This is a genomic window from Aeromonas sp. 159 (genome assembly GCF_963862045.1).
GTDB lineage: Bacteria > Pseudomonadota > Gammaproteobacteria > Enterobacterales > Aeromonadaceae > Aeromonas > Aeromonas veronii.
The window spans coordinates 83,252-108,808 of record NZ_CAWLMI010000006.1 but is presented as its reverse complement, the minus strand read 5'-3'; the positions used below and the strand labels follow the sequence as shown (position 1 = coordinate 108,808).

Annotated in this window: 30 protein-coding genes and 1 other RNA gene; 15 read left to right on the top strand and 16 right to left on the bottom strand. The window is 58.5% G+C overall.

Annotated elements, in window-relative coordinates; translation table 11 throughout:
• Window positions 1-19: 19 nt before the first annotated feature.
• Window positions 20-886: an RNase adapter RapZ gene (gene rapZ / locus AACR14_RS01345; RefSeq protein ID WP_005336320.1), complete on the top strand. Its 867-nt coding sequence runs from the start codon at window positions 20-22 to the stop codon at window positions 884-886.
• A 20-nt stretch (window positions 887-906) separates the two neighbouring features.
• On the top strand, window positions 907-1,179 hold the full coding sequence (gene npr, locus AACR14_RS01340; protein ID WP_005336318.1) for a PTS phosphocarrier protein NPr: 273 nt from the start codon (window positions 907-909) through the stop codon (window positions 1,177-1,179).
• Window positions 1,180-1,196: 17 nt separating this feature from the next.
• On the opposite strand, the gene AACR14_RS01335 is transcribed toward npr, so the two are convergent.
• The 12 genes from AACR14_RS01335 to AACR14_RS01280 form a co-directional block, all read right to left on the bottom strand.
• Window positions 1,197-3,101, bottom strand: coding sequence for a BglG family transcription antiterminator (locus tag AACR14_RS01335; protein ID WP_019444844.1), 1,905 nt, complete (start codon window positions 3,099-3,101; stop codon window positions 1,197-1,199).
• A gap of 107 nt (window positions 3,102-3,208) precedes the next feature.
• A complete protein-coding gene (dagF, locus tag AACR14_RS01330) occupies window positions 3,209-3,949 on the bottom strand; it encodes a 2-dehydro-3-deoxy-phosphogluconate aldolase (RefSeq protein ID WP_019444843.1) in 741 nt (246 codons plus the stop codon).
• Window positions 3,949-5,064, bottom strand: a complete 1,116-nt coding sequence (locus AACR14_RS01325; RefSeq protein WP_019444842.1) for a DgaE family pyridoxal phosphate-dependent ammonia lyase — start codon at window positions 5,062-5,064, stop codon at window positions 3,949-3,951. The genes dagF and AACR14_RS01325 overlap by 1 nt, the downstream gene beginning before the upstream one ends.
• Entirely contained in the window at window positions 5,048-6,187 is a 1,140-nt protein-coding gene (locus tag AACR14_RS01320; RefSeq protein ID WP_019444841.1) for an amidohydrolase/deacetylase family metallohydrolase, read from the bottom strand. The genes AACR14_RS01325 and AACR14_RS01320 overlap by 17 nt, the downstream gene beginning before the upstream one ends.
• 42 nt (window positions 6,188-6,229) lie before the next feature.
• Window positions 6,230-6,880 carry a DUF4310 family protein gene (locus AACR14_RS01315; protein ID WP_005355144.1) on the bottom strand — a complete coding sequence of 217 codons (651 nt, stop codon included), beginning with the start codon at window positions 6,878-6,880 and terminating at the stop codon, window positions 6,230-6,232.
• A gap of 11 nt (window positions 6,881-6,891) precedes the next feature.
• A complete protein-coding gene (locus tag AACR14_RS01310; protein WP_019444840.1) occupies window positions 6,892-7,668 on the bottom strand; it encodes a DUF4311 domain-containing protein in 777 nt (258 codons plus the stop codon).
• A gap of 39 nt (window positions 7,669-7,707) precedes the next feature.
• Complete coding sequence (locus AACR14_RS01305; RefSeq protein WP_019444839.1) at window positions 7,708-8,004, bottom strand: DUF4312 family protein; 297 nt, start codon at window positions 8,002-8,004, stop codon at window positions 7,708-7,710.
• Entirely contained in the window at window positions 8,004-8,369 is a 366-nt protein-coding gene (locus AACR14_RS01300) for an SFCGS family glycine-rich protein (RefSeq protein WP_005355141.1), read from the bottom strand. The genes AACR14_RS01305 and AACR14_RS01300 overlap by 1 nt, the downstream gene beginning before the upstream one ends.
• Before the next feature lie 17 nt (window positions 8,370-8,386).
• Window positions 8,387-8,746 (bottom strand): transcriptional regulator, encoded by a 360-nt coding sequence (locus AACR14_RS01295; RefSeq protein ID WP_005355140.1) that lies wholly within the window; start codon window positions 8,744-8,746, stop codon window positions 8,387-8,389.
• A gap of 314 nt (window positions 8,747-9,060) precedes the next feature.
• Window positions 9,061-10,185 carry an outer membrane-stress sensor serine endopeptidase DegS gene (degS, locus tag AACR14_RS01290; protein ID WP_005336297.1) on the bottom strand — a complete coding sequence of 375 codons (1,125 nt, stop codon included), beginning with the start codon at window positions 10,183-10,185 and terminating at the stop codon, window positions 9,061-9,063.
• Between the two features lie 109 nt (window positions 10,186-10,294).
• The gene (locus tag AACR14_RS01285; RefSeq protein WP_005336295.1) at window positions 10,295-11,656 is read right to left on the bottom strand and encodes a Do family serine endopeptidase; all 1,362 of its coding nucleotides are present in this window, start codon (window positions 11,654-11,656) and stop codon (window positions 10,295-10,297) included.
• 81 nt (window positions 11,657-11,737) lie between these two features.
• Entirely contained in the window at window positions 11,738-12,118 is a 381-nt protein-coding gene (locus AACR14_RS01280; RefSeq protein WP_005356646.1) for a YhcB family protein, read from the bottom strand.
• Window positions 12,119-12,258: 140 nt separating this feature from the next.
• Between AACR14_RS01280 and zapE the strand changes: the two genes are divergently transcribed.
• The 8 genes from zapE to AACR14_RS01240 all read left to right on the top strand — a co-directional run bounded on the left by zapE (window position 12,259) and on the right by AACR14_RS01240 (window position 18,432).
• The gene (gene zapE / locus AACR14_RS01275; RefSeq protein WP_019444836.1) at window positions 12,259-13,353 is read left to right on the top strand and encodes a cell division protein ZapE; all 1,095 of its coding nucleotides are present in this window, start codon (window positions 12,259-12,261) and stop codon (window positions 13,351-13,353) included.
• Window positions 13,354-13,619: 266 nt separating this feature from the next.
• Complete coding sequence (rplM, locus tag AACR14_RS01270) at window positions 13,620-14,048, top strand: 50S ribosomal protein L13 (RefSeq protein ID WP_005336289.1); 429 nt, start codon at window positions 13,620-13,622, stop codon at window positions 14,046-14,048.
• Window positions 14,049-14,063: 15 nt separating this feature from the next.
• Entirely contained in the window at window positions 14,064-14,456 is a 393-nt protein-coding gene (gene rpsI / locus AACR14_RS01265; protein WP_005336286.1) for a 30S ribosomal protein S9, read from the top strand.
• Between the two features lie 295 nt (window positions 14,457-14,751).
• Window positions 14,752-15,342, top strand: coding sequence for a ubiquinol-cytochrome c reductase iron-sulfur subunit (petA, locus tag AACR14_RS01260; protein WP_005336284.1), 591 nt, complete (start codon window positions 14,752-14,754; stop codon window positions 15,340-15,342).
• 2 nt (window positions 15,343-15,344) lie between these two features.
• Window positions 15,345-16,562, top strand: coding sequence for a cytochrome b (locus AACR14_RS01255; protein WP_019444835.1), 1,218 nt, complete (start codon window positions 15,345-15,347; stop codon window positions 16,560-16,562).
• On the top strand, window positions 16,559-17,293 hold the full coding sequence (locus AACR14_RS01250) for a cytochrome c1 (RefSeq protein WP_019444834.1): 735 nt from the start codon (window positions 16,559-16,561) through the stop codon (window positions 17,291-17,293). The genes AACR14_RS01255 and AACR14_RS01250 overlap by 4 nt, the downstream gene beginning before the upstream one ends.
• Window positions 17,294-17,380: 87 nt before the next feature.
• Window positions 17,381-18,010, top strand: a complete 630-nt coding sequence (gene sspA / locus AACR14_RS01245) for a stringent starvation protein SspA (protein WP_005336279.1) — start codon at window positions 17,381-17,383, stop codon at window positions 18,008-18,010.
• Window positions 18,007-18,432, top strand: coding sequence for a ClpXP protease specificity-enhancing factor (locus tag AACR14_RS01240; protein WP_005336278.1), 426 nt, complete (start codon window positions 18,007-18,009; stop codon window positions 18,430-18,432). The genes sspA and AACR14_RS01240 overlap by 4 nt, the downstream gene beginning before the upstream one ends.
• Window positions 18,433-18,476: 44 nt before the next feature.
• On the opposite strand, the gene dolP is transcribed toward AACR14_RS01240, so the two are convergent.
• Genes dolP through AACR14_RS01220 form a run of 4 tightly spaced genes read right to left on the bottom strand, consistent with a single transcriptional unit; the run spans window position 18,477 to window position 21,760 of the window.
• The gene (dolP, locus tag AACR14_RS01235) at window positions 18,477-19,055 is read right to left on the bottom strand and encodes a division/outer membrane stress-associated lipid-binding lipoprotein (protein ID WP_005336277.1); all 579 of its coding nucleotides are present in this window, start codon (window positions 19,053-19,055) and stop codon (window positions 18,477-18,479) included.
• Between the two features lie 4 nt (window positions 19,056-19,059).
• Window positions 19,060-19,650 carry a D-sedoheptulose-7-phosphate isomerase gene (locus AACR14_RS01230; RefSeq protein ID WP_019444833.1) on the bottom strand — a complete coding sequence of 197 codons (591 nt, stop codon included), beginning with the start codon at window positions 19,648-19,650 and terminating at the stop codon, window positions 19,060-19,062.
• A 9-nt stretch (window positions 19,651-19,659) separates the two neighbouring features.
• On the bottom strand, window positions 19,660-20,031 hold the full coding sequence (locus AACR14_RS01225; RefSeq protein ID WP_026034861.1) for a YraN family protein: 372 nt from the start codon (window positions 20,029-20,031) through the stop codon (window positions 19,660-19,662).
• Window positions 19,973-21,760, bottom strand: coding sequence for a penicillin-binding protein activator (locus tag AACR14_RS01220; protein WP_019444831.1), 1,788 nt, complete (start codon window positions 21,758-21,760; stop codon window positions 19,973-19,975). The genes AACR14_RS01225 and AACR14_RS01220 overlap by 59 nt, the downstream gene beginning before the upstream one ends.
• Before the next feature lie 199 nt (window positions 21,761-21,959).
• Between AACR14_RS01220 and rsmI the strand changes: the two genes are divergently transcribed.
• From rsmI to fliP, 5 genes are all read left to right on the top strand, one after another.
• Window positions 21,960-22,793 carry a 16S rRNA (cytidine(1402)-2'-O)-methyltransferase gene (gene rsmI / locus AACR14_RS01215; protein ID WP_019444830.1) on the top strand — a complete coding sequence of 278 codons (834 nt, stop codon included), beginning with the start codon at window positions 21,960-21,962 and terminating at the stop codon, window positions 22,791-22,793.
• A gap of 157 nt (window positions 22,794-22,950) precedes the next feature.
• An RNA gene (rnpB, locus tag AACR14_RS01210) (RNase P RNA component class A) lies at window positions 22,951-23,337 on the top strand.
• 227 nt (window positions 23,338-23,564) lie between these two features.
• The gene (gene lfiM, locus AACR14_RS01205; RefSeq protein ID WP_192811943.1) at window positions 23,565-24,437 is read left to right on the top strand and encodes a lateral flagellar motor switch protein LfiM; all 873 of its coding nucleotides are present in this window, start codon (window positions 23,565-23,567) and stop codon (window positions 24,435-24,437) included.
• An 8-nt stretch (window positions 24,438-24,445) separates the two neighbouring features.
• Window positions 24,446-24,823, top strand: coding sequence for a lateral flagellar motor switch protein LfiN (lfiN, locus tag AACR14_RS01200; protein ID WP_019444828.1), 378 nt, complete (start codon window positions 24,446-24,448; stop codon window positions 24,821-24,823).
• The gene (fliP, locus tag AACR14_RS01195) at window positions 24,823-25,557 is read left to right on the top strand and encodes a flagellar type III secretion system pore protein FliP (RefSeq protein WP_005336248.1); all 735 of its coding nucleotides are present in this window, start codon (window positions 24,823-24,825) and stop codon (window positions 25,555-25,557) included. Before lfiN ends, fliP begins: the two co-directional genes overlap by 1 nt.

Here is a 25,557-nt window from a genome sequence, read left to right as displayed (position 1 = left end):
TTTGGCGTGAGGGAACAAGATGCAGTTAATCGTGGTAAGTGGACGTTCGGGCTCCGGTAAAACGGTAGCCCTGCGAGTGCTGGAAGATCTGGGTTACTACTGTGTGGACAACCTGCCGGTCAATCTGCTGCCCCAGCTGATTGTCTCGGTGGAGAGCCAGTATGACAAGCTGGCGGTCAGCATCGATGTGCGCAACCTGCCGAGCGATCCGGAGAAACTGGAAAATCTGCTGGCACAGGTGCGCAATGAGGGGCGGGTAGAGTTCTCCAGCTTCTTCTTCGATGCCGACAACGGCACCCTGCTCAAGCGCTATGGCGAGAGCCGCCGTTTGCACCCCCTCTCACGCAACAAGCTGTCGCTGGATGAGGCGATTCGGGAGGAGACCCACCTGCTGGCGCCCATCTCCTCGACCGCTGACCTGCGCATCGACACCACTACCCTCAGCATTCACGACCTGAGCGAGCTCATCAAGACCAGGGTGCTTGGGAAGAAAGAGAACGAGCTGGTGCTGGTGTTCGAGTCGTTCGGCTTCAAGTACGGCATTCCCAAGGATGCCGACTTCGTGTTCGATGCCCGCTTCCTGCCTAACCCGCACTGGATCCCCGAGCTCAAGCCGTTCACCGGCAAGGATGAGCCGGTCGCCAACTACCTCTCGGCGCAGGCTGACGTGATGCTGTTTACCCAGCAGATCGAAAATATGCTGGCGACCTGGTTGCCCCATCTGGAGCGCAACAATCGCAGCTACCTCACGGTCGGCATCGGTTGCACCGGCGGTCAGCACCGCTCGGTCTTTATTGCAGAACGGCTGGCCAGTGCATTTCGTTTGCTCGGCAAGAACGTGCAGATCCGCCACCGCACTCTCGACAAGAGTGCTCCCCAATCCTGACGGACCAATAGGACGACCCGATGACTGTTTCCGCCTCGGTTGAAGTGAAAAACAAGCTGGGTATTCATGCCAGACCAGCCATGATGCTGTTCGAGCTGGTGCAGGGTTTCGATGCCCACGTGCTGCTGCGCAATGAAGATGGTGTGGAGGCTGATGCTGACAGCATCATCGGCCTGCTGATGCTGGATTCCGCGCAAGGGCGGCAGGTGGAAGTACAGGTTGAGGGCCCCGAAGAGGTCGAGGCCCTGGCCGCCGTGGTGGAGCTGTTCACCTCCGGCTTTAACGAGGAGTAGTCACTCCTCGTTTTATGTTATGAACCGGTGCGCGCCAGCGCTTTGAAGCTGGCAAAATCGCGACAAGCCAGCAGATTCCTGCTGGCTTTTTCGTTCATCAGTGCCAGAAACAGGTCGTAGAGACCCATCGCCTCCTCGTAATCGGCCTTGCTGATCGCCAGCACGAAGATGAGCGTCGCGATTTCCCCGTTGCCCCAGTCGATCCCCTGCGGTGCCAGCACGGTGTAAACCAGAGTGCGGCGCGCCAGCAGACCGAGGGAGTGGGGCAGGGCGATCCCTTCTCCCAACATGGTGGAGACGATCCGCTCCCGCTCCTGCAGTGAGGCTCTGAAGCCGCTCTCCACCAGGTCTTCCGCCTCCAGCTGATCACAGATACGGGCAAACAGTTCGGCCTGGGTAAGGGGTTCTTTGACCACCATGAAGTGGTCGGCATCGAAATATTTGTCGAGCATGTAGGGGCGGGTGCGGTCGATCAGCACCAGCTTGCCAAGCTGCTCCAGTTGGTATTGGGTCGGGAAGGGGGCAACGAGTACCACGGGGGCGTTTTTTTCGTTCACCTTGACGGTACTGATGACAAAGTCCTGCGCGATCTGCGCCAGTCCTTCGTAATCCCGCACCGATTCAAGCGTGGTCAGCTGCAACTGGGGATACTCCCGCTTGATACGTGCTTCCAGCACCCGGAAGGTGGCGTTGCCCGCATCGCAAAGCAATAGCGCCTGCGGGCGGCGGGTATAGCCGATATCGTAATGGCGCTCCAGACCGACCCCGATATGGATCACCAGATAGCCGATCTCGTGGTGGGTCAGTCGGTAGGGGGTCTGCTTGATCCACTCCGAGATGGCTGCCAACGTGATGTCGTAGGCGAGGGGGTAGTACTGCTTGATGTGATCGGCCAGCGGGTTGTGGTTGCCAATCTGGTATTTAACCCGTAGCAGCATGGCGCTGATATGGGTTTGCAGGTCGGCTCGCAGCTGTTGGTCGCCTCGCAGGTCGTAAGGGTAGTGTTGATGAATGTAGGTCAGCAGATGCTCCACCAACTGCTCGCTCTCGGCGGCCATTGCCGGGCTGAGCTGGGGAGTATCGGCCATCAGGCGCGCCTGGATCTGGATAGCGAGACCGGCGATCTCGTCCTCTACGGGGGGCATCAAGGTTGGCAATACCGCATAAATATCGCGAGATACTGCAAGCAGCGGCAGAGTCAGATCCTCGCTGGCGAAGTGGCGCAACTCGTGACCGGATGCCTGACGCAGCAGGGCAACGGCGCAGTAGATGGTGAGCTGCTGCAAGCTCTCGTCAGCGAGACGCAGCTGATGTCGGGCAAGCTGGGCATGGATGTGATTGCCCACTACCTCCATCGTCTTGCTGGGGCAAAGGTTGGGCAACAGGGTTTGCAACTGGTTGTTGTGCAGCAACTCCTGATAGAGCAGTTGGGTCAAACAGGCACGGATCGCCGTCTCCTCCCCCTGAATGCGCATCCCCAGGCGGGGTTTGCTCTCGACGCTGAGCCTGAAGTGGCTGAGTTGCTCACGGACTTCCGCCATATCCCCCTGCAGTGCCGCCCGGCTCAGATACCAGGTATCAGCCAGCTCATCGAGCTTGATCCCCTGCTCTGCCGTCAATAGCAGGATCTGCAGGTGCAGCACCCGCTCCCGGCTGGTGCGTGGCAGGCCGCTATCCTGACCCTGGGCCGCCAGCAGAGCCTCGAACAGTCCCTGATTGTAGATCTTGAGCTGGTAGCCACTGCCACGCTGGTGGATCAGGTGAGCGCCGTGCGTGGCAATCAGTTCGTTGAGGGTCGCCACATCGGTGCGCACCGTGCGGGTGGAGACATTGAGGCGACGAGCCAGCTCCTCCTGTGGCAGTGGTTCGGCATGGAGCTGGATCAGCAGTTGATGGAGCCTGGGGTGTGGCAGCTTGATCATAGGGGGTATGCAAGACTCCTGTTGCGAGATAAAGGGCCGATGTTAACAAGTGGGTCATCAACAAGCCAGGCACCGGTCAGTGATTGAACCGACGCCCGTGACTGCCATCAGGCCAACAGTCGTTTCACTATGGTCAGCAGAGTGCGAACATCCTCGGGGCGAGTGTGCCCGCTCGCGCTGTCGATGATGGAGCTGTAGACGTGAGGGATCACCTTCTCGACCCCGGCGTCCAGCGCAATCCGCACAATCTCTTCAAAGTTGTCCAGATCGATGCCGCCGGTGGGCTCCAGCCAGAAGTTGTTGCGGGCACAGGCCTCGGCCACTGCCTGATACTCGTCGCGACAGGCCAGCCCCCCCATGGGGAAGAATTTGACCGAGCTGCCGCCCATGTCCTTGAGCAAGGCAATGGCGGTATCGATGGGGACGATGCCATCCGGCTGTCCGGCGCTGAGTGGACCGGTGGAGATCTTCACCATGCCCGGCATGCCGGTAGGGGAGATCAGGCCGTTGACCAGTGTCTCTGACTGACCGAGCAGCGCCCTGCTGGCGCCAACACCGGTGAACACCTGATTGACGTGCTGGGGCTGCAGCTGGCAGGCCAGCTCGGCCACCATGGCGGATTGGCGTGGATCGCCGGCGCCCAGCCCGATGGAGAGGGCGTTGTCGATAAGCTTGGCGTACTCCTTCATATCGGCAACTGCGGAGGGAATATCCGGGTAGTTTTTGGAGAGCACACCGACCAGCACGTGGCCTTCGGCTGCGTCGTATACCTCGACGGCATTCTCTTTGGAACCGGCCAGCACGTTGAGGCAGACCCGATCGCGGTAGTAATTGGGAGTCAAAGACATCAGTTGTTCTCCTGAACGAGGTGGGCAATGGCGGCATGGATCTGGTCGAGCTGGGGCACGGTGACGCTGCGCACGTCTATCTCGATATGCCCCTCGTTGGCCTTGTAGCCACGACAGTAGATGGCAGGTGTGCCCTGTTGCAGACGGGTGACGACCTGCACTGTGGTCATGCCGATCTGCTGGTGGTCGAAGGCGATATCGGTGCGGGCAATGTCGCGTCCTGCGCTGTCCCACACCACCTTGGCGGTGACGCCGGGCAGCAGGTTGAGGCGCTCTATGAAGGGGCTCATTTTGGCGACCATGGCGGCGCCGCTCTCTTTCTCTTTGGCCAGATAGCGCTCGATAGCGTGGGTCAGGCCGAGGATCCCCTCCTTGCCCACCTTCATGGCGCGACCGATGCCGTTGGCCTGTTGTTTGACCCACTCCACATACTGGCGCTTGCCAACTACCAGCCCGCTGGTGGGCCCTTCGATGGCTTTGGCTCCGCTGTAGATGACCAGATCCGCCCCTTGGTTGTAGTAGAGGCGCAAATCCTCTTCGGCAGCCGCATCGACGATGAGCGGGAGCCCGTGGTTCTTGGCGACCTCGGCGGCCTCTGCCACCGACAGAATGCTCTTCTGCACGCAGTGGTGGGATTTGATGTAGAGGATGGCTGCTGTGTTGGCATTGATGGCAGCGGCCAGCTGGGAAGGGGAGCACTCGTTGGCGTACCCGGCTTCCACTACTTTGCCGCCACCCAGATTGACCATGGTACCGACCGGGGCGCCGAAGTTGACGTTATGCCCCTTGGGCAGCACGATTTCACTCGGCACGTCATGGGGATGGGCGAGCAGGTGCTCGAGGCGGTAGGGATCGCCGCGTACTATCATGGCGGCGACTGACTGGGCGATGCCGGCGCTGGCACAGGAGACCACCACCGCATCTTCCACATCCAGTAAACCAGCCAGATAGGCGCCGGTCTTGTTGACCAGATCCTTGACCTCGAAGTAGTGGCCCAGGCCAAAATTGACCGCATCGACCACCTCCTGCTCGGGGGTGGAGACGCCGAGTATGGTCATGCGCCCGGAGGCGTTGATCACCGGTTTGAGCTGATATTTCTCATAAACAGAAGGCATGGTGTGATTTCCCATAGTGAGTCAGAACCAGTTCGCCACCGACCAGGGCGGCGAGAGGCTGCAGTTGTTGGTCACCGCTGCGGGACTGGGCTTCGGTATCCATAAACAGGGTCGGGCCGCTGGCGACCTCGAACAGGGTCAGATCGGCATCGGCGTCTACCTCGAGCCGCCCCTTGCCGGACAGGCGCAGGGCATCGGCCGCTTGATGGGTGACACAGGCGAGCACCTGCTCCAGCGTCATGCCGATGGCGAGAAACTTCGACATCACGTGAGCCAGACTGTAGACCGGCCCCTTGATGCGGTTCTTGCAGTAGATGTCGGAGCTGATGGTGCGGGGCAGGATCCCCTGTCGGATAGCCAGCTCCGCCACCTCGAAGCTGAAGCTGGCGCCGCCGTGGCCGATGTCGAGCAACAGGCCCCGTTTCATCGCCTCGCGCACCGCGACCCGCAGCTCGCCAGCCGGAGTCAGGATGCGGTTCGGTTTGCCGTTGAAGCAGTGGGTCAGCAGGTCGCCATCCCCCAGCAGGGTCACGATCTCGTCCAGATCCGGCGGCGTGTTGCCCACGTGTACCATCAGCGGCAGCTGGCCGTGGGCCTGTTGCAACGCCTTGGCCATGCGCAGCGGTTGCAGGCCGTTCTCGCCTACCACGCTACCGCTCATCCGCGCCTTGATGCCGACAATAAAGTCGGGGTGGCGGCGAATGGCTGCCGAGGCGAGATCCATATCCAGATCCCGGCTATCAGCCAGTTCGTTCTGGCGTAGCAGACCGATGCGGGAGATGTTGAGCAGGGCATGCACCCGGGTCTTGCAGCCCGCAGCGATCTGCTGGAAGTCATCCACATTGTCGGCTCCGGTGCTGCCGGCGTCGATGACGGTGGTGACGCCGGACTCTACGCCTACCTTGTCCGGCTCATCGTGATAGATGGGGGAGGCGGGGTAGCAGTGGGTGTGGCCGTCGATCCAGCCTGCGCTCACATGCACCCGGCCGCCGAGATCCAGGATCTGCCGCGCCGTTGCCGTCCCCGGCAGGGAGCCGATGGCGGCGATTTTGCCCTCCCTGATGGCGATATCGACGAGCTGGCCATCTCCCTGGCGCCCCGCTTTGATGATGATGTCGTACATGCTGAGAACCTCTGGCGAGCCGCCCCGCAGGGCGGCTGTTACTTACACAAGGGCGACCGGGAAGAAGGTGCCCAGCAGCATGGCTCCCAGGATGGCACCTCCGGTGATGGGCTTGCCCCACACGTAGAACAGCAGGGCACCCAGCAGGGAACCGATACCGATGGGGATCGAGGCGCCCATGGCGGAGAGGATGATGAGGGGGCCGAGGAAGCGGCCAGAGCTGTTGCCTGCGCCCATCATCACGTCAGCACCGTAGGTGGAGTTGCTCTGGTTGATGGTGAACTTGCGCGCCAGAATGATGACGTAGCCGATGGCCAGACCAATCCCCATGCCGGTTGCCAGCGAGGCGCCGAAGTTCTCCACCGGATAGACGATGCCGGCCCCCAGCAGAAGTGCTGGCACACCGAGGCCAACCCCGGTCTGGATGGCGCCGCCGATATCCAGGATCCCCACCAGGGATCCCTCTATGATGCGGGCGAACAGGAAGCTGGCACCGAACGCGGCTACCGCGCCGTAGGCACCCGTATCCATTCCCGCTTTCAGCATGGCGACGAAGGCTACCTCGTTGAAGGCACCGACCCCGTACAGATAGAACATGTGGGTTCCGGCAAAGACCCCGGCCGAGAGCAGGCCAACGAAGATGGGGAATGACCAGTCGGCATACCAGAAGTTGTTTTTCAGTTTCTCATCCATGGTGTGACCCCTTATTTGCCGCTCAGCAGGTTATGGGCGTTTTCCAGCCACAGGGGGACACCCATATGGAAGGATTCAATCAGTTTCATATCGAAGCCGCGGAAGAAGCCGCTCAGCACGAACAGCAGGACGATGGCCGTCATCATCACCTTGGTGACGTGGTTCCAGCCGCTCTCTTCCACGCCCTTGCCGATCAGGATGCCGAGTACCAGACCCGGTACCGCGTTGCCCATGATGAGTTGGGCCAGACCGCCGAAGATGGTGGCCCAGAAACCGGATTTCTTGCCCGCTTCGATGGCGGCCAGCCAGAAGATCACCGGCATGACGGTATTGACCAGCAGGTTGGCAGCCGGTACCAGCACCTTGACCGCAGTGACCTGCAGGGCGGCCGGGACGGCTGCGGCCGTGCTGTTGAGGAAGGCAACCACGATGGCACCTATGATGCCGCCGGCGATGGCCATCTTTTTCGGGTCGTGCAGAGTGGTGGCGAGATCCCGATTTTTGAACAGCAGTGCCGCCGTGGCCCAGTGCGGGATGATGCGGTGATCCACATCCTGGGTGAAGGCGCCTGCCGCCACGGTCGAGGCCCAGGCGTTGAAGAAGAAGCCGAGGCCAAACGAGAAGTGGGAAGCGGGATCCCCTTCGCAGGAGTTAAGTTCGCCCAGGGTGCGGAAGGCACCCATGCCCTGTACGGTCGGGGCGTGGAACATCCGCGCCGCGCCGGCCCCCACCCCGACGCCAACCAGGCCGCCAATGATGAGTGACTTGATAAAAATGATTAGAAACATCCAACGTATCCTTCTTGTGGGGTTGTGCCTGCACAGGCATCACACCTGGGTGAACGTCACCTTGGCGACGTCGAGACTGGTGACCTGAACCTTGATCTCCAGCTGGACGCGGTATTCGCGGCGCTGGCGCGGCAGGAAGAAGAACAGGAACTTCTCCACCCGGACCGACTCCTCGGCTTTGAGCACCTGTACATCGACCGGCTCAATGCGCAGCAGTACCTGCTGGTTGTCCTTGAGCAGTGTGGGTTGCACCTGGCTGAGGGCGGAGGCAAACGCCTGCTGGCGCGTCGTCCCCTTGCCGTTGACGATGACCTGGGTGGTGAAGTTCTCTTTCATCAGGCGCGTCCGTGCTTCTTGGCGAAGGCTTCGACCAGCTTCTGGCCCAGCTCTTCCTTGTCCATGAAACCGAAGCCCAGCACCACGCACCCTTCGTTGATGGCGGTGACGCCCTCTTCAACAGAGCGCATGCCGTAGCGGCACTTGTAGCCGTATTTGGTCTGGGCGGTGATCGCCCCGGCACCGCCGCTGCCGCAGAAGGAGATGCCGAGATCCGCCTGCTCCTTGTTCATCACGTCGCCGAGCTTCATGTCAGCGGCCATGCCGGGGATGATGGTCACGTTGGCCCCGGCAGCTTCCGCGCCTGCGCCCACTTTCTGACCCTTGCCGAGACGGTCTCCAATCACGAGTTTGATGGCTGTCATATCGATTTCTCCTTGAGTTACGGGTTCTGCACCGAGCTGAGTTCGTTTTCTTTGGCGACTTCAAAATGGACGGACAAGAGGTGTGCCTCCTCATAAGCAAGCTGATCCAGCCAGCTGACGACCTGTTCGGCGAGACGCAGTGAGAGGGGGGAGATCTCTTCAAACAGGCTGAGGTCAACCTCCGGCAGGGGCTCGCCGCTGTGGGAGCGCCACACCATGGCTTTGACATGGGAGGCCAGCATTTGCCGTTGCACCTCGTTGGGGATGATGCCCTGTTCGGCCAGCAGGGGATAAATGCGCGCGAGGATATGATCGGTCTGGCGCAGCAACTCCGGGCTGTTCGGGGTCAGGGTCTGGTCGTGAGTCTCTGTTTGCAATGTCTGCTCTCCAAGGCTGGCAGAAGGTATGTCGTTACCCTAAGCCTGCGCGTCGATGTGGAGGAGGCAGTGTTTTTCCGATTCGAAGCGGAAATTCCTGAGGAAATGGCCCCGAAGTGATCGTTTGGATACTGAAAAGGTAAAAGGAGTGCTTATTGAAGCTGGTTTTGTGTGATCGGTAGCGCACAAATCGGGGGGCGGGGGCAGGGCAAGCGTTGCGGGAAACTGTGAGTCATCTCACGGTAAGAGACGTTGCCGAGAGGGCAGATATGGAAAAGGGCGGTTTCCCGCCCTTCTCATTAAAAGGAGTGACGCTAGCTGGCCGATGCGGCGCTCGAGCTGGCGGTTCTCTGCTGATAGCGCAGGTCTTCCTCTATGGTGACCACCACTTCCAGCGGCTTGCCGGAGCGGAATACCGAGATGGTCAGCTTGGTGCCGGGGCGGCTCTCGACAATCTTGTCCATGGCGCTGCGTACGCCACTGATGGCCTCTCCGTTGATCTTGAGTAGCACATCCCCTCGCTGCAGGCCGCCTTTGGCCGCCGGGCCGTTGGGATCCAGGCTCTCCACCACCAGACCACGCAGGTCGCCGAGGTTCATCATCCGCGCGACTATGGGGTTGATCTCGACGCTGGAGATCCCGAGGTAGCCGCGGATCACCCGGCCGTTGGCGATCAGCTCATCCATGATCCGTTTTGCCAGCCGGTAGGGGATGGCGAAGCTGATGCCGTAGCTCTCCTGATTGCCGTTGAGGTGATAGGTGGCGGTGTTGATCCCCACCAGATCGCCACGGCCGTTGACCAGTGCTCCGCCCGAGTTGCCCTCGTTGATGGCGGCATCGGTCTGCAGCAGATCCTGACGGCCATTGCTGTCGGGCCCCATGCTGGAGAGGCCGGTACGGCCGGTGGCACTGATGATGCCCTGGGTGATGGTCTGGCCGACGTTGTAGGGGTTGCCGATGGCGAGCACCACATCCCCCACTTCTGGCAGTCGCTCGGGATCCTGCGGGATCACCGGCAGGTTGTCTGACTCGATATAGAGCACGGCGAGGTCGGTGAGCTGATCGGTACCGACCAGCTCGGCACTGAAGACCCGGCCATCCTGCAACGCGACGATGATCTGGTCGGCATCGGCGATGACGTGGTAGTTGGTCAGTACATAGCCGCGCTGATTCATGATGACGCCAGAACCCAGCCCTTGCGGGCGCAGTTCCCCCTGATTGCCCTGATTGGGGGCAAAGCTGCGGGTGTAGATGTTGACGACGGCAGGGCCTGCCCGATGGGCGGCATAGGAGAAACTCAGTTCACGGGCATTGGTGATGATGCCGGGCAGTTGGGCACCACCGCGAAAATGGGGAAACAGCAGCAACAGCAGCGCTGCGACGGTCAATCCAAAACCGACAGACTTGCCCAAGTAACTGACTAAAGGGGGGATTTTCATGTCATTCTCATCCGTACAGGCTGCGCGCAGAGAATAACACTATCGATGGATAAAAATCACCCGCGGTGAAGGCCGCGGGTGATAGAGAGAGTAGCGAACAACTTGAGCGTTAGCGGATCACCAGATAGAGCGAGGAGTCGCCGCGCTGGATGTTGAGCGCCAGCACGTCAGGCTTGTTCTTGAGCGCCTTGGTCAGCTCGCCCAGGGTGTTGATGCGCAGGCGGTTGACCCCGATGATGATATCACCCTTCTGCAGGCCGGAAGCGGCTGCCGGAGAGCGCGGATCAATATCGGCCACCGCGACGCCGGAGACCGGGTCGGTAGTGGTGCTCAGCTTGGCCCCTTCCAGTGCCGGATGCAGCGCGCTGGCGCGTACTTCGCTGTCATCAGCCTGCTTCAGGGTCACCTTGGCCGTTTGTGACTTGCCATCGCGGATCAGTCCCAGCTCGACCTGCTTGCCAGCGCCCATGGTAGCGATCTTGGCACGCAGCTCGCCAAAGGAGCGAACCGGTTTGCCATCGATGCTGACGATGATATCGCCAGCCTTGATGCCCGCCTTGTCGGCCGCCGAATCAGGCATGACCTGATTGACGAAGGCACCATCCTTCTTGTTGTAGCCGAAGGTTTTAGCGATGTCGGAGGTGAGCTCGGTGCCGGTAATCCCCAGCTGGCCACGACGCACTTCACCGTACTTGACGATCTGCTCGGTCAGATCCCGCACCATGTTGGAGGGGATGGCAAAGCCGATGCCAATGTTGCCGCCGTTCGGGCCCAGAATCGCGGTGTTGATACCGATCAGCTCGCCACGCAGGTTGAGCAGAGCGCCGCCGGAGTTACCGGAGTTGATGGCCGCATCGGTCTGGATGAAGTTCTCCAGATTCTCGATGTTGAGGCCGCTGCGACCCAGCGCACTGACAATACCGGAGGTGACGGTCTGACCCAGACCAAACGGGTTGCCGATGGCCAGCGCATAGTCACCCACCCGCAGCTCGTCGGAGTCGGCAAACTTGATCTGCACCAGATCCTCGGCCTTGATTTGCAGCAGGGCGATGTCGGACTGCTTGTCTTCACCGATCTTCTTGGCCGCGTACTCACGACCATCCTTCAGGTTGACCTTGATCTCGTCCGCCTCGTGAACCACATGGGCGTTGGTGATCACGTAACCCTTCTTGGCATCGACTATGACACCGGAGCCGAGCGCCTGGAACGGCTGCTCGCTCACCTGTTCATCGGGCATGTTGGGGCCGAAGAAGAACTTGAACTGTTCCGGCAGACGCTGACGGGTAATTTTTTTGCCAGAAACCGAGATATTGACCACCGCCGGGGTGACCTGTTCGAGAACAGGCGCCAGGCTTGGCATCTCCTGATTTGAACCTAACAGGGAAGGCAGTGCAGCCTGAGCAGGGGCCGCAGACATGGCGATACCGACACTGAGGGCTAGCACACTGAGCATGGAAAGAGGTTTACGCATATGAAAAACAGCTCCCAGAAAAAGTTGCATTGCAATCGTCAAGGTCAGACCACGGGACTGGCCAATTAGTTCCGCGAGGAACTAGTTTGGTTGCTTGAGCAGTCCGGAAGAGGCGCCAGCATAGTCGCGAGGCGGAACGCCCGGTTCTTCTGCCACATTGGCAGGGGCTTCTTCTACCAATGACTCGCGGAACAGCGGTTCCTGCGCCTTGGCCAGGAATTTGCTCTGCTCGGCCATGTGGCGATAGAGGGTCTGATACTGCTCGGCCAGTTGCTCCATCAGGGCAGCGCTGTCGGCGAAGTGGGTGTTGATCTGGCCCTGATAACTCTCGAGCTCCTTGTGGGCCTTCTTCAGTTCCTGTTCCAGACGGCCAGCATCGCGGCTACGCACCGAAAAACGGCCGAGAACGATACCGATAATCAAGGCCGCGACAGCCAGCAGGATCCCAGTTAACAGACTCATAGATGCTCCTTGTTACAGCTAAAACAGAGTGGGTTTATGCGGTCGTCATAACCGCCATGCCTTGATGGCACTATACCGTGCGTCCTGAGGCCGTGATACCATTTTGTCCTCGATTCAGGGACTTGGAGAGGCGCTCAAGGATGACACCGCAGCAAAAATACCAGCAGGATCTGCTGCGCCCCGGCTTTGTGGCCGACCCCGCGCAGGGGATGGCCATTAGCAGGCTGGAGCGACTGTATCAGGATTTGCTACGGCGCCCGACTCCGACCAGATCTCGAGGGCTGCTGGGTTGGCTGCAAAAGCCCAAGCCGCCGGAGCCCGTCCTCGGTATCTATATGTGGGGCGGAGTGGGCCGAGGCAAGACCTGGCTGATGGATACTTTTTTCGACAGCCTGCCTGGGACGCGCAAGATGCGCAGCCATTTCCACCGTTTCATGCACCGCATTCACGATGAACTGCAGGAGCTGAGCGGGCAGTCCGATCCCCTCAAGCTGGTGGCCAGCAAGCTTGCCAGTGAAACAGACATCATCTGTTTCGACGAATTTTTTGTCTCCGACATCACCGATGCCATGTTGCTGGGTACGCTGTTCCAGGAGCTGTTTGGTCACGGTGTTGTGCTGGTCGCCACTTCAAATATTCCGCCGCAGGATCTTTATCGCAACGGGCTGCAGCGAGCCCGTTTTCTGCCAGCTATCGAGCTTATCGAGCGTCATTGCGAGGTACTTAACGTGGATGGCGGTATCGACTATCGCCTGCGTACGCTGGAACAAGCCGAGATTTATCACTGCCCGCTGGACTTGCAGGCAAAAGCCAATCTTGACCACTATTTTCAGCAATTAACCGGTGGGCACACGGCTTGCGAGGGGACGTTCGAGGTCAATCATCGTCAGCTGGCGTCGCTCGGGATGGGGGAAGGGGTGCTCTACATGGAATTTGAGCAACTTTGCTGTACTCCCCGCTCCCAGAACGACTATATCGAGCTGGCCAGGCTGTTCCATACTGTTCTGCTGGCCAATGTGCAACCAATGGGCACAGGCACGGATGACGCGGCTCGCCGCTTCATTGCCATGGTCGATGAGTTCTACGAACGGCACGTCAAACTCATCATGTCGGCGGCGGTTCCCATGACAGAACTCTACGGCGAAGGGCTGCTGAATTTCGAATTCAAACGCTGTCTTTCGCGGCTTCAGGAAATGCAATCGCACGAATACCTTGCCAGAGTGCACCTTCCTTAGTCACAATACCGCGCCTGCCAGTCGGATGGGCATCTGCGGCAGGTAGGGCCGGGCGACATTTGCTGGTTTCATGGCAGTGAAATTAGCAGGTGATATTTAAGGCAACTTCACTTATAATCGCCCGGCCCACGTTACAGCTGTCGATAAGACAGCAACACTTTAAGCTTTACTTGTATTCGAAGGGGTACAGGTAGGCCATCGTTTGTTGTTTGTGGGAGAGCCCCCATAAGCAATTGGGTCTGTAACAGGTAATTGGGTTTAACTTAATGAAAACTTTCGTTGCCAAGCCAGAAACCGTAAAACGTGACTGGTACATTGTGGACGCAGAAGGTAAAACTCTGGGTCGTATCGCAACCGAGATCGCTGCTCGTCTGCGTGGTAAGCACAAAGCTGAGTACACTCCGCACGTTGACACCGGTGATTACATCATCGTTGTAAACGCTGAGAAGGTACACGTAACCGGTAAGAAATTTACCGACAAAATGTACCACGCTCACTCCGGTTTCCCGGGTGGTATCAAGTCAATCAGCTTCGACAAGCTGATTCAGCGTAAACCGGAAATGGTAATCGAAGCAGCCGTCAAAGGCATGCTGCCGAAAGGTCCTCTGGGCCGTGCCATGTTCCGTAAACTGAAAGTTTACGCAGGCGCCGAGCATGCTCATGCTGCTCAGCAACCTCAAGTACTGGATATCTAATCGGGAACTGGCAACATGGCAGAAAATCAATACTACGGTACCGGCCGTCGCAAAAGCTCCACTGCTCGCGTATTTATCAAAGCGGGTAGCGGCAAGATCGTAATCAACCAGCGCTCCCTGGAGCAGTACTTCGGCCGTCCGACTGCCCGCATGGTAGTTCGTCAGCCGCTGGAACTGGTTGAGATGACCGAGAAACTGGACCTGTACATCACCGTTAACGGTGGTGGCATCTCCGGTCAAGCTGGTGCGATCCGCCACGGTATCACTCGTGCTCTGATGCAGTACGACGAAACCCTGCGTTCCGAACTGCGTAAAGCTGGCTTTGTTACTCGTGATGCCCGTAAGGTTGAGCGTAAGAAAGTTGGTCTGCACAAAGCTCGTAAGCGTCCGCAGTACTCCAAGCGTTAATTCGCTTTTGGTACTCACTCTTTCGAGTGTCAAAAAAGCCTGGCAACCGCCAGGCTTTTTTTATTGGTAATATTACCGACATCAATGCTAACCACGCGTCACAAAAGACAAAAAATTGTTTCTTTATTGTTTTCATTGCTCACCGCTCTTTCTTGTCAAGTTGTTATCTTTTCTTTAAAATTTCCCCTGTTTTCTGTGGCAATTGTAAATCCAGCTTCCGCCGCTGTTGTCACGGGAAAAATGGGGAACAGGGACACTATAAGAATGTGCGGAGTCCACATGGGAGAGTTTTTGGATGAGCAATGCGCCAGTTGATACCGGTCGCCGCAGATTTCTTACCTGGTCAACGGTTGCCGTTGGTGGGGTAGGAGCTGCGTTTACCGCAGTGCCGTTTATAAAGTCATGGAATCCGAGCGCCAAGGCCAAAGCAGCCGGTGCGCCGGTTGAAGTCGATATCAGCAAGTTGGAACCGGGTCAGCTCATCCGTGTCGAGTGGCGAGGCAAGCCTGTCTGGGTGGTGAAACGCACCAAACAGACGCTGGATGCCTTGGCCGCGCATGATGACAAGCTGCGGGATCCCTCATCTGAAGAGCCGCAGCAGCCTGACTATGCCCATAACGGGTACAGATCGATTAAGCCCGAAATTTTTGTCGCGGTCGGTATTTGCACCCACTTGGGGTGTTCACCTTCCTATCTGCCTGACAGCTTTGGCGAGCAGGTGCAGGGCGTTACGTCCGGCTTCTTCTGCCCGTGCCATGGCTCCAAGTTCGACATGGCCGGCCGTGTGTTCCAGGGGGTGCCTGCACCACTGAACCTGGTCATTCCGCCCTATCAATTCATTAATGACACCACCATCCAGGTCGGTGCCGATGGCAAGGAGGCCTGACCATGTTGAGTAAACTGATGGGCTGGATCGATTATCGATTCCCGCTCACGGCCATGTACAACGACCACATGGCCAAGTATCCGGCACCGAAGAACCTGAACTTCTGGTACTTCTTCGGCTCGCTGGCCATGCTGGTGCTGGTCAATCAGATCATCACCGGTATCTGGCTGACCATGAACTACAACCCCTCCGCGGAAGGTGCGTTTGCCTCCGTGGAGTACATCATGCGCGATGTGGAGTACGGCTGGTTGCTGCGTTACATGCACTCAACCGGTGCGTCTGCATTCTTCATCGTGGTCTACATGCACATGTTCCGCGGCATGATCTATGGCTCTTATCAGAAGCCTCGTGAACTGTTGTGGATCTTCGGCATGCTGATCTTCCTGGTGCTGATGGCAGAGGCCTTTATGGGCTACTTGCTGCCCTGGGGCCAGATGTCATTCTGGGGGGCCCAGGTCATCATCTCGCTGTTTGGCGCCATTCCGGTCATCGGTGACGATTTGACCCTGTGGATCCGCGGTGACTACGTGATCTCCGGTGCGACCCTGAACCGCTTCTTCGCGCTGCACGTCATCGCGTTGCCGCTGGTGCTGGTGATGCTGGTTGCGATGCACATTCTGGCGTTGCACGAAGTGGGCTCCAACAACCCGGATGGTATCGACATCAAGAAGCACAAGGACGAAAACGGCTGGCCGCTGGATGCGGTGGCGTTCCACCCTTATTTCACCGTCAAGGACATGATCGGTGTGGCGGGCTTCCTGTTCTTCTTCTGCGCCATCATCTTCTTCAAGCCGGATATGTGGGGTTACTTCCTCGAGAAGCCGAACTTTGAAGTGGCCAACGGCCTGAAAACCCCGGCGCATATCGCGCCTGTGTGGTACTTCACGCCGTTCTACGCCATTTTGCGGGCGGTGCCGGACAAGCTGCTTGGCGTCATCATGATGGGTCTCTCCATCGTGGTGCTGTTCCTGCTGCCGTGGCTGGATCGTTGCAAGGTGCGCTCGGTGCGCTATCGTAGCAAGCTGCACAAGCTGAACATTGCCCAGTTTGTGGTGTGCTTTGTTATTCTGGGGATCCTCGGGGTGCTGCCGTCGACGCCGACTCTGACGCTGATTGCCCAAATTTGTACCTTGGGTTATTTCGGGTTCTTCGTCCTGCTGTTCTTCTATAGCAAGAATGAAAGCACCAAGCCGCTGCCGGAGAGGGTGACATTTAAATGAAAAGAATAATATTTGCAGTGCTGACCCTGCTGCCGTCACTGGTGTTTGCCAATGCCGGAGCCGTGCATCTGGACAAGGCCAACTATGACCTGAGCGACAAGGCTTCTCTGCAGCGTGGCGCAGCCACCTTCATGAACTACTGCTTTGGTTGCCACAGCACCCAGTACCAGCGTTACAACCGGGTGGCAGAGGATCTGGGGATCCCGGCCGATCTGATGGCTGACAATCTGATCGTCAACGGTGCCAAGATTGGTGACCTGATGGAAAACTCGGTCTCGGAGAAGGATGCCGCCAAGTGGTTTGGTGCGCCGCCCCCCGATCTTACTCTGGTTGCCCGGGTGCGCGGTGCAGACTGGATCTACACCTATCTGCGCTCCTTCTACGTGGATGAGACCCGTCCGTTCGGGGTGAACAACGCCGTGTTCCCGTCCGTGGGCATGCCCCATGTGCTGGAGCCGTTGCAGGGAACCCCCCGTGCCGAGTTCGCTACTCACACGGTTGACGGAGTGGAAACCCAGCAGGTTGTCAGCATCAAATCTGACGGTAATGGTGAAATGGATGACGAAGAGTATGATCAGACGGTACTGGATCTGGTAAACTTCTTGGTCTACTCGGCTGAACCGGTACAACAGGAGCGTGAACGCATGGGCTTCTGGGTGCTTGGTTTCATCGTGATCTTCTTCATCTTCACTGTGCTGTTGAAGAAGGAATTCTGGCGCGACGTTCACTAAGCGACCAGATCCGGGTAATATAATGCACGGCAATGAAGACCAAGATGCTTCATTGCCGTTTCTGCTTTTTAATGACGGGAGGGTTCAATGGCTGTAGCTGCCAATAAGCGTTCGGTAATGACGCTGTTTTCCGGTGCCAACGATATGTTCAGCCATCAGGTGCGTATTGTCCTGGCGGAGAAGGGTGTTAGCGTGGATATCTGCCAGGTTGATCCAGCCAATCTGCCGGATGAGCTGGCCGAGCTGAACCCGTACAACTCTGTACCGACCTTGGTTGATCGTGAGCTGGCACTCTACACCTCGCGCATCATCATGGAGTATCTGGACGAGCGCTTCCCGCATCCGCCCCTGATGCCTGTTTACCCGGTTGCCCGTGGTAACAGCCGTCTGATGATGCACCGCATTGAGCTGGACTGGTACTCCCTGGCCGACAAGATCATGGCCGGTACCGATGCTGAAGCTGCACGCAACGAACTGCGTGACAACCTGCTGGCCATCGCGCCGATCTTCGGTGAAATGCCCTATTTCATGAGCGAAGAGTTCGGTCTGGTGGATTGCTACATGGCACCGCTGTTGTGGCGTCTGCCGAGCCTTGGCATCGACCTGACCGGTCGTGGCGCCAAAGAGCTGAAGGCCTACATGGTTCGTCTGTTCGAGCGTGAGTCCTTCCAGGCTTCCCTGACCGAAGCCGAACGCGAGATCCGTGCTGGCGTATGAGCATGGAACCGACAATGACACCGAGCCGCCCGTACTTGTTACGGGCATTCTTTGACTGGTTGCTGGACAACGATCTGACCCCTCATCTGGTGGTCAACGTCAACATTCCCCATGTGATGGTGCCGATGCAGTTTGCTCAGGACGGGCAAATTGTACTGAACATCGCGCCCCGAGCCGTGATGCAATTTCACATGGATAACGAGGCTATCAGCTTCAGTGCCCGTTTTGGCGGGGTCTCCCAGCAGGTTTACATCCCGATGGCGGCAGTGTTGGCTATCCATGCCCGGGAGAACGGTGTGGGCACCATGTTCCCGCCCGAGCCGGGTTACGATATCTGGCTTGAGCAGGCTGAAGCGCCGGTGGAGCCTGAGCCGGAACCGCCGCGTCCAAGCGGTCGTCCGACCCTGAAGGTAATCAAATAAAAAACGCAGCCGATTGGCTGCGTTTTTTTTATGTGCGGTCGGGCTTAGTTCTGGGCGAACTCGAAGGCTTTGATCACGCGCTTCACGCCGGTTACATGGCGGGCGATGTTGACTGCCTGCTCTCCCTCCTGGCGAGTCACCAGACCAATCAGGAACACCTCGCCGTTCTCGGTAACCACCTTGACCTTGGTGCTGTCGAAGTTCTTGGTGCCGAACATATCGGCTTTCACCTTGGAGGTGATCCAGGAGTCATTGCTGCGAGTGGTGAAACTGGCAGGTTGGCCGATGCGCAATTCGTTGTAGACGTGGCGCACCCCTTCGATGCGACTGACAATTTTGCCCGCCTCAATCTTGTAAACGTCAGAAGGTGTCTGGCCGACCAGCAGGACGCGGCCATTGTTGCTGTAGACGCTGATCTTGCTGGCTGCGCTGAGCGGCTTGTTGTCGGCCAGCAGATTGGCCGCTTTCAACTCGATGGTCTGGTCATCCCATTGCGCGCCGAGCGTTCGGCGATCGCCAGAGGCCTTGGCAGTCCCTGCGGCGCCGCCAACAACCAGGGCTGCGCAGCCTTGCAGCAGCAGGGTGCTAACCAGCAGACCGAGCAGGATAGTGTGCTTTTTCATGGTTTCAATCTTCCTGTTGCGGGAAAAGTGTCTGGTCGATGAGATCACACAGGCAGTGCAGGGTCAACAGGTTCACTTCCAGAATGCGAGGGCGACGGGCGGAGGGAACACGGATCTCCACATCGTTCGGGCCGAGCAGACCTGCCATTTCGCCACCGTCACCCCCGCTCAGCACCACTATGGTCATGTCGCGGGAGAGGGCGGCCTCGGCGGCCTTGATCAGGCTGCGGCTGTGGCCGGAGGTGGTGATGACCACCAGAATGTCGCCAGGCTGGCCCAGCGCGCGGATCTGCTTGGCGTAGACCTCTTCAAAACCGTGGTCGGTGGCGATCGCGCTGATGGTCGCCATGTCCGAGGTCAGGGCCATACCGGGCAGGGAGGGGCGCTGGGTCTCGTAGCAGTTGACCAGCTCGGAGATGAACAGTTGCGCCAGTGCGGCAGAAGGACCGTTACCGCATGCCAGCACCTTGTGGCCATTGAGCAGGCAGATGGTGATCATCTGGGCTGCAGTATGGATGGCATCCGGCAGCGCCTCGGCGGCGGCTATCTTGGTCTGGATGCTTTCGGTGTAGTTCTCTTTGATGCGGTCAGTCATAGGGTCCTCTTAAAATGCGTTCTGGATCCAGGCTGGCTGGTCGCCCTCGAACGCAATCACATCGAATCGGCAGGCCTGATTGGCCTCGTTGATGGCATGTTGCTTCAAATAGTGGCGCGCTGCCAGCATGATCTTGTGCTGTTTGCTGCGGGTGACCGAGTTGGCGGCCCCGCCATGGCTGCCGGTGGCCCGGTAGCGCACCTCAACAAACACCAGGGTCTGGCCCTGGTGCATGATGAGATCTATTTCACCGCCACGACAGCGGTAGTTGCGAGCTACCGGTTGCAGGCCCCGAGCCTGCAACCAGCGTTCAGCGACTTGTTCAAAGTGCTGTCCCTTGCTCGTTGGTGAGGGGAACAGGCTCGGCAACTGCTGGCGCATCCGTTTCCATAGTTCCTTCATTGGAGGGCTCCTCCAGCTGCTGAACGGCGTTCTCGTCGACCAGTTTGCCGTTCTGGTAAGTACCCCAGCTCAGCATCCGCACGATATTACCCTGGGCATCCACGCTCAGCTGACCGCTCATGCCGGCCTGCTGCATGCCACCCACCTTGCGCATCTGCTGCAGGTTCTCTGCCAGACTGACGGCATCGTAGCCCATGGCAAACAGACGCAGCAGGTCACCCTGGGTCTGCGGCCAGAGCAGGGCGATCTGCTCGCGTTGTTTCTCATAGCCGCCCAGCAGCAGCGGCATATCGGCGATATGCATGCCGTTGAGCTCGGAGGCGACCTCGGTGGCGGCGCTGTCGTAGCCACGGGAGCTGGTGTAGATGGGCAGGCTGCCCATCGGATTGACCGAGACATCCACGTAGGGCTTGATCATCCGGGTTTCCAGGCTGTTGGCCACAACATAAACGGCATCGATGCTGCGTGGTGCGGCATCAGAGAGTTGCACTACCTCGCCAGCTCGGGCGGTAGAGCGGCCGCTCAGGGCATTCTTGACCATCCCCTGCACTTCGTTGCGGGCACCGAAGGTGGCAACGACCGGCTTATCCTGGCTCAGGGTGGCCCAGCTCTGCTCGAACGCTTTGATACTGCTGTAACCGATCCGCCCCTGGGCGGCGATCAGCAGCGGTTTGCGGTAGCCCTGGGTGTAAAGGTACTGGGCTGCCTGCGCGGCATCTGCGGCGGCAGAGAGGGAGAAGTAGTAGGTGGTGTCGTTGACGACCGGCTTGTCCAGCTCGTTGAGCGCCAGTACCGGCACGGTCGGATTGGCCTTGAGCAGCTCCTCGACCCTGTCTTTCAGCAGCGGGCCGATGATCATGTCTGCCCCTTCCTGAATCGCCTGCTTATAAAGGTCGCCGGTCGACTTGCTCTGGGTGTCGTAGAAGTTCAGGGTGAATTGCCCCTGATTTTCCTTATAAGACATCAGCATACCGTTACGGATGGCGGCGCCCTGCGGTTCCAGATTGCCTGAGAGGGGCAGCAGCACAGCGATCTGTTGCACCGAGGTGCTGGCAGTGGCCGCCAGATCGCCCAATCCTGCCGGCATATCTTTCTGGGCCGGATGGTTGGGGAAGTCACGCTTCCAGCCTGCCAGCTGGCGGGCCAGCAGGTTCGGCTGGGCGCCAAACTCGTTGACCAGTGCCGCCAGTCGCAACCAGCCGGTGGTCACATCAGGGGCCGGAGCCTCTTCCAGTGCTTGCAGGGTGGAGGGGGTCATGCTTTTGAGCAACGACCAGATTTGCTGATGGTTGGTCGCCTGCTCGCTCTGATTGAGGTAGGGCTCCAGTGCAATCAACGACTTGGCTGCGCCAAATTTGTTGTTGATGTCGAGCTGTAGCACCACGCGCTGGCGATACCAATCCTTCTGGGTATCGGCATCCAGCACCACCTCGGGTTTGCCTTCCAGCAGGATCAGCGCCTGATTGGCGTGGCCTTGTGCCAGCAACAGATGGGCTTGCAACAGTTGCAACTGTGCCTTCTGGGCGGGGTCCTTGGCCTGCTTCTGCAATTGCTGGAACAGTGCCGAGGCCGGTTTGGCCTGGCCCAGCGCCAGATAGCTGCGTGCCGCCAGCATCTGCCAGGTAAAGGCCTCGGCCGGCTTGGCCGGGTCCACCTGCTCAAGATACCACTGGGCATTCTTGGTCAGATTGGAGAACGCAGAGGGCATGCCTGACTGCCCTGACGGTTGATTGGGCTCCGACGCACAGGCGGCGAGCAGTACTGCCGCGAGTATGATGCCGAAGAGTCGTGATACACTTAGCTGCTTTGTAACCCGGTTCAAGTTCATTCCCCGACCAGTGTTGAAGTTCCCCATAGTGTAAACGGGCCAATATGGCGACACAATTGTCGGGGCACTCGGAGATCCCATGAGTGACATCCCAACCCTGTATATAGTCCCCACTCCGATCGGCAATCTGGCGGACATCACCCAGCGTGCATTGGACATTTTACGCAGTGTCGATCTGGTGGCAGCTGAAGATACCCGTCATACCGGTATCCTGCTCAGCCACTACCAAATCTCGGTGCCGACCTTCGCCCTGCACGATCACAACGAGCAGCAGAAGGCCGATGTACTGATCGGCCGGATCAAAGAGGGCAAGAGTGTTGCGCTGGTCTCCGATGCCGGCACTCCGCTCATCAGCGACCCCGGTTATCACTTGGTCACCCGCTGTCGTGAAGCCGGGGTCAAAGTGGTGCCGTTGCCCGGCCCCTGTGCCGCCATTACCGCCCTGAGCGCTGCCGGTCTGCCCACTGATCGATTTGCCTTTGAAGGCTTCCTGCCCGCCAAGAGCAAGGGTCGCGATGATCGTCTGCAAGCCGTTATCGAAGACACCCGCTCGCTGGTGTTCTACGAATCCCCGCGCCGTGTGCAGGATACAGTGGAAGCGATTGCTCGCATTCTCGGCGAGCGTCAGGTGGTGGTGTGCCGCGAGCTGACCAAGACCTTCGAGTCGATCCACGGTCTGCCAGCCTCTGAAATGCTGACCTGGCTCGGTGAGGATGACAACCGTTGCCGCGGCGAGATCGTGCTGGTCGTGGCGGGCGCCTCCAAAGATGAAGAGGATCTGCCTGCCGAGGCGATCCGCACTCTGGGACTGCTGGTGACCGAACTGCCACTGAAAAAAGCGGCCGCCCTGACTGCCGAGATCCACGGCGTGAAGAAGAATGCCCTCTACAAATATGGTCTCGAGCACTATTGAGCCGATGAAATAGGCCAGCAGACTGTTTTCTGACCTGTGCAATCCCCCATATCGATAAGCAGTCAGCCTGTAAACGGGGGCCAAAGCGCGATAAATGGCTGTAAACGGGAATTGCCGGTTTACCCCGTGCATATCGCAAGGCTATAATCCGCGCCTCGGAGTTGGCTGGGCAATCGCTGCTTCGTCGTTGTGTCCCTCGGGACAGACGGGCGGAGGGGAGGAAAGTCCGGGCTTCACAGGGCAGGGTGCCAGGTAACGCCTGGGGGGCGCGAGCCTACGACCAGTGCAACAGAGAGCAGACCGCCGATGGCCCGCAAGGGATCAGGTAAGGGTGAAAGGGTGCGGTAAGAGCGCACCGCGCGACTGGCAACAGTTCGTGGCACGGTAAACTCCACCCGAAGCAAGACCAAATAGGCCCCTATTGGCGCGGCCCGCGTTGGGGGCGGGTAGGTTGCTTGAGCCAGCGAGCGATTGCTGGCCTAGAGGAATGATTGCTACCCGGGGCAACCCGGTACAGAACCCGGCTTACAGGCCGACTCCGACCTCATTCCGCGTGAACCGTCACGCTAAAATCCCGGTGCCTAACGGCACCGGGATTTTTATTATTCACGCCGAGATGCACCGCATGGCGGCTTTCTGAAATTTGTAATAAAGTTCTCACCCTTTTTGGTCGATATACGTCGGCTGGACTGTCTGTATCTATCACACTGCTGGCCTGATGAGCGACCCTGTGGCAGTAAGGCGAGATGAAATGGTTAAGGTGGATTATTAATGTCATCAAGCAGCGCAATGCTCACACCTTCCCGGCTGCTTAGCGCAGAACGGGGCAGAACCCTGCCTCATTATGATCTGTTGGGTGTCGAGCGGTTAAACCACGCCCGTTTAAAGCAGGTCAATGGCCAGTTGAGCACATTTTCCCTGCAAGCTGCGAGTTGTATGGCCCAGCTGTTCAATAGTGCGGAGTGCGAACTGAATTATGGCGAGTTCGCCTTTTCCGGTCCGGCAGAGATAGATGACGCTCATATCTGGGTCGAAGCGAGAAGTCCGCTTGAACCACAGCGCGCCGTCTATTTCTCGATCGCACCTCTGGTCATCTATCGTCTTGCGGTCCTCTTTTTCGGCGGCACCTTGCAGCAAAAAGAGGAGCATGTTCAGTCTGGCAAAGGGCTGACCGATACCGAACAGCGGCTGTTATTGCGGCTTTGCCAGTATCAGGTTGATATCTGGTGTGCTTGTCTGGGGTTGGGGGATCTGAAGTGGCAGTTGCATGTCGTGCCACGGGATTCCATCGCCCACTGTCAGCTCTGGACCACGCAGGCAACCCTGCAGGCAGGTAATTGCACTCATCACTGGCAGATGTGGTTGCTTCCCCCCGAGGAGTCCATTTCTCCGGTCAGTCATTCATTGCCGGCAGGTCAGCTGGAACAGGCTCTGACTCATGTCCCGGTACGTCTGCGGGTGGTGATGGGCCAATTGTCCATGACGCTGGCGGATCTTGAGTGTCTCCAGGTGGGTGATGTGCTGTCACTGGACTTGCCTGAGGTGGTGCCAGCACTGATTGGCAGCCGTCCCTGCTTCAGTGGACGAATCGCAGAACACAAAGGCAGCCTGGTCTATCAGGTTGCGACGGTTGTAGAGGAGTAAATTGAATCATGAGCGAGCACAATATGAATGATCCGCTGGATCTGGATGGACTGGATCAATTGTTTGGTGACGACATCAGCATGCCTAGCGCCGCAGACTACTTGGCCCCCACCAGTAGCAGCAAACAACGGGATCTCTCCTTCTTTCGCCAGATCCCGGTCAAGGTGACGCTGGAAGTGGCCAGTACCGAAGTGCCGCTCGGCGATTTGATGCGCGTCGAGGAGGGGGCTGTCATTGAACTGGACAAGCTGGCGGGTGAACCGCTGGATGTGCGGGTGAATGGCCGTCTGCTTGCCAAGGGCGAAGTCGTCGTCGTGAATGGCAAATATGGTCTGCGCCTGGTTGATGTCATCGATACCAACCTGCTGGGCGGCATGGACGACTGATGCGCTATCTGCTGCTGACGCTGCTGTTATTTTCGCTGCCCGGCTGGGGGGCGGACATGACCCTGTTCTCGGTATCACCAGGCGCTTCAGGGGGGGAGGACTACAACATCAAGTTGCAGATCCTCTTCTTCATGACCCTGCTGGGTCTGCTCCCGACCTTGTTACTGATGATGACCAGTTTTACCCGGATCATCATCGTGCTGGCCATATTGAGACAGGCACTTGGCCTGCAGCAGAGTCCTCCCAACCGGGTGCTGATCGGCATCAGTCTGATCCTGACTGTGGTGATTATGCGACCGGTCTGGACGGACATGTATCAGAATGCGTTTGTTCCTTATGACCAGAATGAAATAACCCTGTCAGAGGGGATCGCCAAGGCAGAAAAGCCCCTGCGCAAATTCATGCTGGCCCAGACCCGTGAACCGGATCTGGAGCAGATGCTGCGTATTTCTGGCGAACCAACTACGGTCGCCAAAGAGGATGTGCCTTTCGGGGTGCTGTTGCCCGCGTTTGTATTGAGTGAGTTGAATACCGCATTTCAGATTGGCTTTATGCTATTTATCCCCTTTCTGGTGATCGATTTGGTGGTCGCCAGCGTCTTGATGGCGATGGGGATGATGATGCTCTCACCGCTGATCATCTCGTTACCCTTCAAACTGATGGTGTTTGTGCTGGTCGATGGCTGGTCGATGACCGTCGGCACCTTGGCTGCCAGCTTTGGTGGGGGAGGCTGA

What these genes read in the sequence shown, in the direction of transcription:
- rapZ (WP_005336320.1), top strand. Translation starts at nt 20, where the DNA reads ATGCAGTTAATCGTGGTAAGTGGACGTTCGGGCTCCGGTAAAACGGTA.
- npr (WP_005336318.1), top strand. Translation starts at nt 907, where the DNA reads ATGACTGTTTCCGCCTCGGTTGAAGTGAAAAACAAGCTGGGTATTCAT.
- AACR14_RS01335 (WP_019444844.1), bottom strand. Translation starts at nt 3,101, where the DNA reads ATGATCAAGCTGCCACACCCCAGGCTCCATCAACTGCTGATCCAGCTC.
- dagF (WP_019444843.1), bottom strand. Translation starts at nt 3,949, where the DNA reads ATGTCTTTGACTCCCAATTACTACCGCGATCGGGTCTGCCTCAACGTG.
- AACR14_RS01325 (WP_019444842.1), bottom strand. Translation starts at nt 5,064, where the DNA reads ATGCCTTCTGTTTATGAGAAATATCAGCTCAAACCGGTGATCAACGCC.
- AACR14_RS01320 (WP_019444841.1), bottom strand. Translation starts at nt 6,187, where the DNA reads ATGTACGACATCATCATCAAAGCGGGGCGCCAGGGAGATGGCCAGCTC.
- AACR14_RS01315 (WP_005355144.1), bottom strand. Translation starts at nt 6,880, where the DNA reads ATGGATGAGAAACTGAAAAACAACTTCTGGTATGCCGACTGGTCATTC.
- AACR14_RS01310 (WP_019444840.1), bottom strand. Translation starts at nt 7,668, where the DNA reads ATGTTTCTAATCATTTTTATCAAGTCACTCATCATTGGCGGCCTGGTT.
- AACR14_RS01305 (WP_019444839.1), bottom strand. Translation starts at nt 8,004, where the DNA reads ATGAAAGAGAACTTCACCACCCAGGTCATCGTCAACGGCAAGGGGACG.
- AACR14_RS01300 (WP_005355141.1), bottom strand. Translation starts at nt 8,369, where the DNA reads ATGACAGCCATCAAACTCGTGATTGGAGACCGTCTCGGCAAGGGTCAG.
- degS (WP_005336297.1), bottom strand. Translation starts at nt 10,185, where the DNA reads ATGAAAATCCCCCCTTTAGTCAGTTACTTGGGCAAGTCTGTCGGTTTT.
- AACR14_RS01285 (WP_005336295.1), bottom strand. Translation starts at nt 11,656, where the DNA reads ATGCGTAAACCTCTTTCCATGCTCAGTGTGCTAGCCCTCAGTGTCGGT.
- AACR14_RS01280 (WP_005356646.1), bottom strand. Translation starts at nt 12,118, where the DNA reads ATGAGTCTGTTAACTGGGATCCTGCTGGCTGTCGCGGCCTTGATTATC.
- zapE (WP_019444836.1), top strand. Translation starts at nt 12,259, where the DNA reads ATGACACCGCAGCAAAAATACCAGCAGGATCTGCTGCGCCCCGGCTTT.
- rplM (WP_005336289.1), top strand. Translation starts at nt 13,620, where the DNA reads ATGAAAACTTTCGTTGCCAAGCCAGAAACCGTAAAACGTGACTGGTAC.
- rpsI (WP_005336286.1), top strand. Translation starts at nt 14,064, where the DNA reads ATGGCAGAAAATCAATACTACGGTACCGGCCGTCGCAAAAGCTCCACT.
- petA (WP_005336284.1), top strand. Translation starts at nt 14,752, where the DNA reads ATGAGCAATGCGCCAGTTGATACCGGTCGCCGCAGATTTCTTACCTGG.
- AACR14_RS01255 (WP_019444835.1), top strand. Translation starts at nt 15,345, where the DNA reads ATGTTGAGTAAACTGATGGGCTGGATCGATTATCGATTCCCGCTCACG.
- AACR14_RS01250 (WP_019444834.1), top strand. Translation starts at nt 16,559, where the DNA reads ATGAAAAGAATAATATTTGCAGTGCTGACCCTGCTGCCGTCACTGGTG.
- sspA (WP_005336279.1), top strand. Translation starts at nt 17,381, where the DNA reads ATGGCTGTAGCTGCCAATAAGCGTTCGGTAATGACGCTGTTTTCCGGT.
- AACR14_RS01240 (WP_005336278.1), top strand. Translation starts at nt 18,007, where the DNA reads ATGAGCATGGAACCGACAATGACACCGAGCCGCCCGTACTTGTTACGG.
- dolP (WP_005336277.1), bottom strand. Translation starts at nt 19,055, where the DNA reads ATGAAAAAGCACACTATCCTGCTCGGTCTGCTGGTTAGCACCCTGCTG.
- AACR14_RS01230 (WP_019444833.1), bottom strand. Translation starts at nt 19,650, where the DNA reads ATGACTGACCGCATCAAAGAGAACTACACCGAAAGCATCCAGACCAAG.
- AACR14_RS01225 (WP_026034861.1), bottom strand. Translation starts at nt 20,031, where the DNA reads ATGCGCCAGCAGTTGCCGAGCCTGTTCCCCTCACCAACGAGCAAGGGA.
- AACR14_RS01220 (WP_019444831.1), bottom strand. Translation starts at nt 21,760, where the DNA reads ATGCCCTCTGCGTTCTCCAATCTGACCAAGAATGCCCAGTGGTATCTT.
- rsmI (WP_019444830.1), top strand. Translation starts at nt 21,960, where the DNA reads ATGAGTGACATCCCAACCCTGTATATAGTCCCCACTCCGATCGGCAAT.
- lfiM (WP_192811943.1), top strand. Translation starts at nt 23,565, where the DNA reads ATGTCATCAAGCAGCGCAATGCTCACACCTTCCCGGCTGCTTAGCGCA.
- lfiN (WP_019444828.1), top strand. Translation starts at nt 24,446, where the DNA reads ATGAGCGAGCACAATATGAATGATCCGCTGGATCTGGATGGACTGGAT.
- fliP (WP_005336248.1), top strand. Translation starts at nt 24,823, where the DNA reads ATGCGCTATCTGCTGCTGACGCTGCTGTTATTTTCGCTGCCCGGCTGG.